General features: G+C 65.4%; 4 protein-coding genes and 1 pseudogene. 3 read left to right on the forward strand and 2 right to left on the reverse strand.

What is annotated here, in order from left to right:
- The first annotated feature begins 191 nt into the window (after positions 1–191).
- Together BN1132_RS12830 and BN1132_RS12835 are read left to right on the forward strand one after the other, a co-directional pair.
- A complete protein-coding gene (locus BN1132_RS12830; protein WP_042078045.1) occupies positions 192–1,259 on the forward strand; it encodes a M28 family metallopeptidase in 1,068 nt (355 codons plus the stop codon).
- A gap of 188 nt (positions 1,260–1,447) precedes the next feature.
- Entirely contained in the window at positions 1,448–2,629 is a 1,182-nt protein-coding gene (locus BN1132_RS12835; RefSeq protein WP_042078047.1) for an aminotransferase-like domain-containing protein, read from the forward strand.
- A gap of 63 nt (positions 2,630–2,692) precedes the next feature.
- Here the strand turns inward: BN1132_RS12835 and BN1132_RS12840 are convergent, their stop codons facing one another.
- Entirely contained in the window at positions 2,693–4,234 is a 1,542-nt protein-coding gene (locus BN1132_RS12840) for an EAL domain-containing protein (RefSeq protein WP_042078049.1), read from the reverse strand.
- A 235-nt stretch (positions 4,235–4,469) separates the two neighbouring features.
- Between BN1132_RS12840 and BN1132_RS12845 the strand changes: the two genes are divergently transcribed.
- On the forward strand, positions 4,470–5,375 hold the full coding sequence (locus tag BN1132_RS12845) for a TIGR01777 family oxidoreductase (RefSeq protein ID WP_042078051.1): 906 nt from the start codon (positions 4,470–4,472) through the stop codon (positions 5,373–5,375).
- 42 nt (positions 5,376–5,417) lie between these two features.
- Here BN1132_RS12845 and BN1132_RS12850 read toward each other — a convergent pair.
- A pseudogene (locus BN1132_RS12850) lies at positions 5,418–6,245 on the reverse strand (ABC transporter permease); the annotation flags it as partial.
- Between the last annotated feature and the right edge of the window lie 36 nt (positions 6,246–6,281).

Below are 6,281 nucleotides of genomic sequence, written 5' to 3' on the forward strand. Positions count from 1 at the left end.
ATCGGCAAAAACAGGGGAGCGAATTATCCCAAGATAGCCACGGGGTGCAAGTGTTTCGCACAACAAATCCCCTCGAACTGCCCACTTCCGCCGGCAAGGTTGACAAATGCCGCCCCCTTCACAGAATCTGCCGGGCGTCAGGCGCATCCTGACGCGGAAAAATAAAACCATACACAACAAAGGATTGCAGTATGAAGAAAACCCTGTTGGCCCTCGCCATCCCGACCCTGCTGGCCGGGTGCAACCCCTCTGAAAACGACTCCCAGCCCCCCGCCCCCGGGGCCCAGGCCCATGAATATCTGGTGCAGCTGAGCTCGAGCGCCGAAGGCATAGGCGCCAGACCCACGGGCACCGAGGCCGAGACCCGGGCCGCCGCCTGGATCCAGGACCATCTGACCGGCTGGGGTTACGAGGTGCAGAACCAGCCTTTCACCTACACCCGAAGCGGCACCGAGAAGCACTCCCAGAACGTCGTCGCCGAGCTCAAGGGCCAGAGTGACAAGGTGATCCTCATCGGTGCCCACTACGACAGCACCGGCGAGAAGAAGGGCTCGGAAGGTGCCACCGACAACGGCGCCGGCGTCGCGGCCCTCTTGGCGGTCGCCGAGGCGCTCAAGGATCAGACCCTGCCCTACACGGTGCGCTTCGCCTTCTTCGGGGCCGAGGAGAACGGCCTCAACGGCTCCAGGGCCTATGCCGCCAGCCTCGATGGCGCCGCCGTCGCCAAGCTGCTGGCCATGGTGAACTACGACACCATCGCCGGTGGCGACATCGTCTACGTCCACTCCGCCCACTCCGACGTGGCCGAGTACAACTGTGCCGACCCGAGCCGCTACAGCTTCGACCCCAGGGTGCGCGACCGCCTGCTGGCCATCTCCAGGCAGACGTCGACCCCCTTCGCCATCCACCCCAGCTACGACGGCTACCCGGAGGGGGAAACCGGCAGCTGGTCCGATCACGCGCCCTTTGCCTGCCTCGGGGTGCCCATCGCCTATGTGGAGGCCACCAACTTCACCATCAACGGCGAGGCCGGCTATGACGGCTACTCCCAGAGCACCAACCCGGCTCTGTGGGACTGCTACGACGATGCCACCAAGAGCGCCTGCGATCGGGACAGCGAGACCCAGTGGGGCAAGATCTGGCATACCGAGCACGACCGCCTCGACAGGATGGCGGAGCTCTTCCCGGGCCGCATAGAGCAGCAGCTCGGGGCCAACACCGATCTGATGATCCGTTTCCTGAAAGAACCCGGGCTCTGATCCCAGGGCGCTCCGGCAGGGCTTTTTGCGCCCCCGGCCTATGTTGAAGCGATAAAATTCGGGCAGGTGTCAAACCTGCCCTTTTTTATGGATTTTTGTGACAGCCATTGCCTCATTTCTGAAATCTGATACAAACGGATAACCTGGCGGTTGAATGGAGCGACCGCCACCTAGTCAGAGAGAACCCTATGCAGCCGTTTTTTGCCCAGCGCTTCGAGAAGGTCGAGCCTTCCTTTATCCGTGAAATCCTCAAAGTCGCCGCCAATCCGGAGATCATCTCCTTCGCCGGCGGCCTGCCCAACCCCCATCTGTTCCCGGTCAAGGCCATCGAGCAAGCGTGCCAGGACGTGCTGCGCGAGCAGGGAGCCGCCGCGCTGCAATACGCCACCACCGAGGGCTTCGCCCCGCTGCGCCAGTTCATCGCCGACCGCTACCTGAGCCGCCACGGCATGGCCGTCAATCCTGACAACATCCTGATCACCAGCGGCTCCCAGCAGGCGCTGGATCTGCTGGGCAAGGTGCTGATCGACGAGGGGCAGGATCTCATCATCGAGGAGCCGGGCTACCTGGGCGCCATCCAGGCGTTCTCCGTCTACCAGCCGACCTTCAAGCCCATCACCCTGGGAGAGGAGGGACTGGATCTGGCCGCGCTGGATGCGCTGCTGGAGCAGGGGTCCAATGCCAAGCTGCTGTACGGGGTTCCGAACTTCCAGAACCCGAGCGGCGTCTCCTACAGCCGTGCCAACCGCGAGGCGCTGGCACAGCGCCTGGTGCGCCACGAGCTGCTGATGGTGGAGGACGACCCCTATGGCGAGCTGCGCTTCGAAGGGGAGCACCTGCCCCCCGTCGCCAAGCTGGCCCCCCACAATACAGTGCTGCTCGGCTCCTTCTCCAAGACGGTGGTGCCCGCGTTCCGCCTGGGCTGGATGCTGGTGCCGGACTGGCTGCGCAAGAAGGTCACCATCGCCAAGCAGGCCACCGACCTGCACAGCAACGCCTTCAGCCAGCAGGTGCTGCACCGCTTCCTGACCGACAACTCGCTGGATGCCCATCTGGAGAAGATCAAGGAGGTCTACGGCCGCCAGCGTGCCGCCATGGAGGCCGCCCTGGCCCGTCACTGCCCGCCCGGTGTCAGCTACACCCGCCCCGAGGGGGGCATGTTCCTCTGGCTGACCCTGCCATCCAGCGTCAGCGCCATGGCCCTGTTCGACGAGGCGATCAAGGAGAAAGTGGCCTTCGTGCCCGGCGCCCCCTTCTACGTGCGCCCCGAGATCCAGAACACCCTGCGTCTGAGCTTCTCCTGCGTGGACGAAGCCACCACGGAAGAGGGCATCCAGCGGCTGTGCCGCGCCCTGGCCCGCATGCTCTGAGCCGACCGGCCATAAAAAAACCAGCGACCCGGTCGCTGGTTTTTTTTCGTCCCCCGTTCGGCCTCAGGACCCGCCCTTCGCCAGCAGGCCGGCAAAGTGCTTCATGGGCATGGGCCTGCCGAAGAGATAGCCCTGCAGGAAGGTCACCTGGCGCGCCCGCAGGTAGTCGGCCTGCACCTGGTTCTCCACCCCTTCCGCCACCAGTTGCAGCCCGAGCCGGGTCGCGAGATCGATGACGTTCTCGACGATGTGGCTGGAGAGGGCGTCCGACCCTATCATGCCGACGAAGCTCTGATCGATCTTGAGGAAGTCGACCTGGAAGGTCTGCAGATAGGTGAGGCTGGAGTGGCCTGTGCCAAAGTCGTCGATGGCGATGAAGACGCCGAGGGCGTGCAGTTCGGCAAACAGCTGGTCCGTGGTCTCGTCCGCGACGATGAGCTCCCGCTCGGTCAGCTCCAGCACCAGCTTGATCGGGTTGGCCCTGAAGGCGTTGATGAAGTCCCGGCAATCCTCCACCAGGCTAAGATCCTTGCAGTGGCTCGCGCTGATGTTGAACCCGAAGTGAAACCCCCTTGGCAGCGTCTCCCCCAGGGGCGCAAAGGCCTCGCGCACCTGCGTCATCAGGGAGCGGGTCATGGGCACGATGAGGCCGCACTCCTCCGCCATGGGGATGAAGCGATCCGGCGAGATCATGCCCTGACGGGGATGCTGCCAGCGCATCAGCACCTCGCAGCCGCTCCAGTGGGCATCGTCCCCGGTCACCACGGGTTGCAGGTAGGGGATGAACTCCTGCTGATCCAGCGCCCGCTTCAGCTCCTGAACCGGCGAGGTCGGGCGCCCCGTCAGCCAGAAGACCCCCACCCCGAGCAGCAGCCCCAGCAGGGGATAGAAGATGACGCCGACCTTGGAGTAGTCCCAGATGTGGGCGCCGTACTCGTTGAGCGACACCCTGGTCACCACCTTGAACGGATATCTGGTCGAGGCCTGCTCGAGGTAACCCTGGCTCTCCTCGGGAATGAGCCGGTCGGTGAGCCGGCTGTCCCGCAGCAGCATCTGCTGCCCCACCACCAGCCCGAGGGGAGAGTTGCGGCTCAGCATGTCCAGTATGTTGAGCAGGTAGTAGCCGTCGACCCCCACCAGCACGCTGAACTCCCCCGCCGCCTCCCGGTAGACGATGAGAGGGCGATTGGGCGTGACCGGGTTGCCCTTCATCAGATCGAGCCTGCCGCCCACATAGTCGTCCCGCGAGAACGTGCCGCTGACCGGGCCATAGAGGGAGGAGCAGTAGATTGTATCGCCCCTGGCCAGGTTGACGCTGCGCACGTCTGGCACCGTTGCCACCTGATCCCGCAGCCCCTGCACCACCTCGAGACAGGGCTTGTCCAGGCTGCCGGCAAGGGCCGACGCCGCCTGCCCGGCGTTGTCCAGGGTGCGGTCGAACATGACTCTGGCATGCTCCAGCCGCTCCACCGCATCCTGTCTCACGCCGTTGGCGGTCTGCCAGGTGACGATGGCCAGCCCCAGCACCATGGGCAGCAGGCCGGCCAGCAAGGCGCACAGCAGCCTGATATAGAATTGACGCACCCTTAAACGACGAAATGGCATAAGAGCCCTCATGGTCATGGCGAAAAAGCGCACAAGTGTACCCGCTGGTGCTCACTTGGCAAGCAAGAAGGAGACTCGGGATGCCGAGCCGGCCCGGATCATCGCCGACAGGTGGCCGCGGGGCCAGCCCCGCGCCCCCTGGCCAGCGGAAATTATAATGCTTATAAAAACAGGACCTTGTCCATCCAGCCCCCAGCCTCTAGAGTAGAGCCAACAGGGTCGGGGGAGGCAGCACATGAAGATACTGATCACGGGAGGCACGGGGTTCATCGGTCGCCGCCTGGTGGCGCACCTCAAGGTGGCACACGAGGTGGTGGTTCTGACCCGCCAGGGCAGCCGGGCCTATGATCTGCTCGGTCACGACGTCACCCTGCTCGACAGCCTGGACAGGCTGGATCATCTCAACGACGTGGACATCGTCATCAATCTGGCCGGCGAGCCCATCGCCGCAGGGCGCTGGAGCGAATCCCGCAAGCAGTTGCTGTGCAACAGCCGCTGGCTGCTGACCGAACAGCTGGTTGATCTCATCAAGCTCTCCGGCACGCCCCCCAGGCTGCTGCTCAATGCCTCCGCCATCGGCTGGTATGGTCGCCAGGGGGATGCCCCGCTGGATGAAACGTGCCAGACGCCCCACGACGAGTTCACCCACCGCCTCTGCCAGCAGTGGGAGCAGCTGGCCCTGCAGGCCCGCACACCCCAGACCCGGGTCTGCATAGTGCGCATCGGCCTGGTGCTCGGCATGGAGGGAGGGGCCCTGCCCAGAATGCTGCCCCCCTATCGGCTCGGCCTCGGCGGCCCCATGGGCAGCGGCACCCAGATGATGAGCTGGATCCACGTGCAGGATCTGGTTCGCGCCATGCTGTTCCTCATCGAGCACGACGAGTGCGACGGCATCTTCAACGGCACGGCCCCGCAGCCCGTCAGCAATCGCGCGTTCAGCCAGACCCTGGCCGCCACGCTCCATCGCCCGCACCTCTTCTTCGTGCCAGCGCCCCTCTTGCGCCTCCTGATGGGAGAGGCGGCGGATCTGCTGCTCACCGGCCAGCAGGTGCTCCCCGTCCGTTTGCAGCAGGCAGGCTTCCACTTCACCTATCCGGCCCTGCCCGAGGCCCTGGCCGACCTGCTGCGCTCCCCGCGCTGACCCCATGAAAAATCCCGACCGAAGTCGGGATTGTCGTCTGCCTCAGAGCAGCCCCTGCCCCAGCCCCCTGAGTCTGTCGCTCAGGGTGCCCGCCAGCAGCTGGCGGCGCATGCCCTGCCCGGCCAGGGTCACCAGCAGGGCTCCCAGCAGGGGGAGTCCGGCCCAGATGGCCCAGTGGAACTGCCACTGGGCATCCTGCCACCACCACTGCAGGCCGAAGGAGCAGAGCTCCACCACCATGGCGGCGCAGAGCCCCGCCAGGGCGCCGCTCGCCACCAGCTCCCAGCGCAGCATCTTCTCGAGCAGGGCGCTGCCCGCCCCCAGGGTGCGCATCAAGAGCAGCTCCCGGCGCCGATGGGCCATGCTGGCCTGGGTCTGGGTCAGCAGCACCAGCAGGGCGGCCACCGTCACCAGCCCCAGCATCAGCCCCAGGGCCCGGCTCACCTGATCGGACACCAGGGTCAGCCTGGCGATCAGATCCTCCACGTCGATGAGGCTCACCGTGGGGTGGTGGCGGATGATCTCCACCTCGGCGCGGCGTCCCTGCTCGGCCAGCCGGGCGGGCAGGCGGTAGCTGCCGAGCCAGGTCTGGGAGAAGGGGGCCAGCACGTCCGGCGAGAAGATCATGTAGAAGTTGGGCCTCATGTTGTCCCACTTGATGGATCTCAGGCTGGTCACCCTGGCCTCGAACGCCCGCCCCTCTATGGTGAAGCCGAGCACATCCCCCAGCGCGATGCCGAGCCGCTCCGCCAGCGCCTCGTCGACGGAGACCTCCCCCTTGCCGGCGAGCCATTGGCCGGACGTCACCTTGTTGTCGGGGGGCAGGGTGGTGGTGGTGGTGAAGTTGAGCTCCCTGTCCACCCCCTCCCGCGCCGCATCTGCCCCTTATACACATCCGACGCGTCC

It is taken from the genome of Aeromonas sanarellii (genome assembly GCF_000820085.1).
Classification (GTDB): domain Bacteria; phylum Pseudomonadota; class Gammaproteobacteria; order Enterobacterales; family Aeromonadaceae; genus Aeromonas; species Aeromonas sanarellii.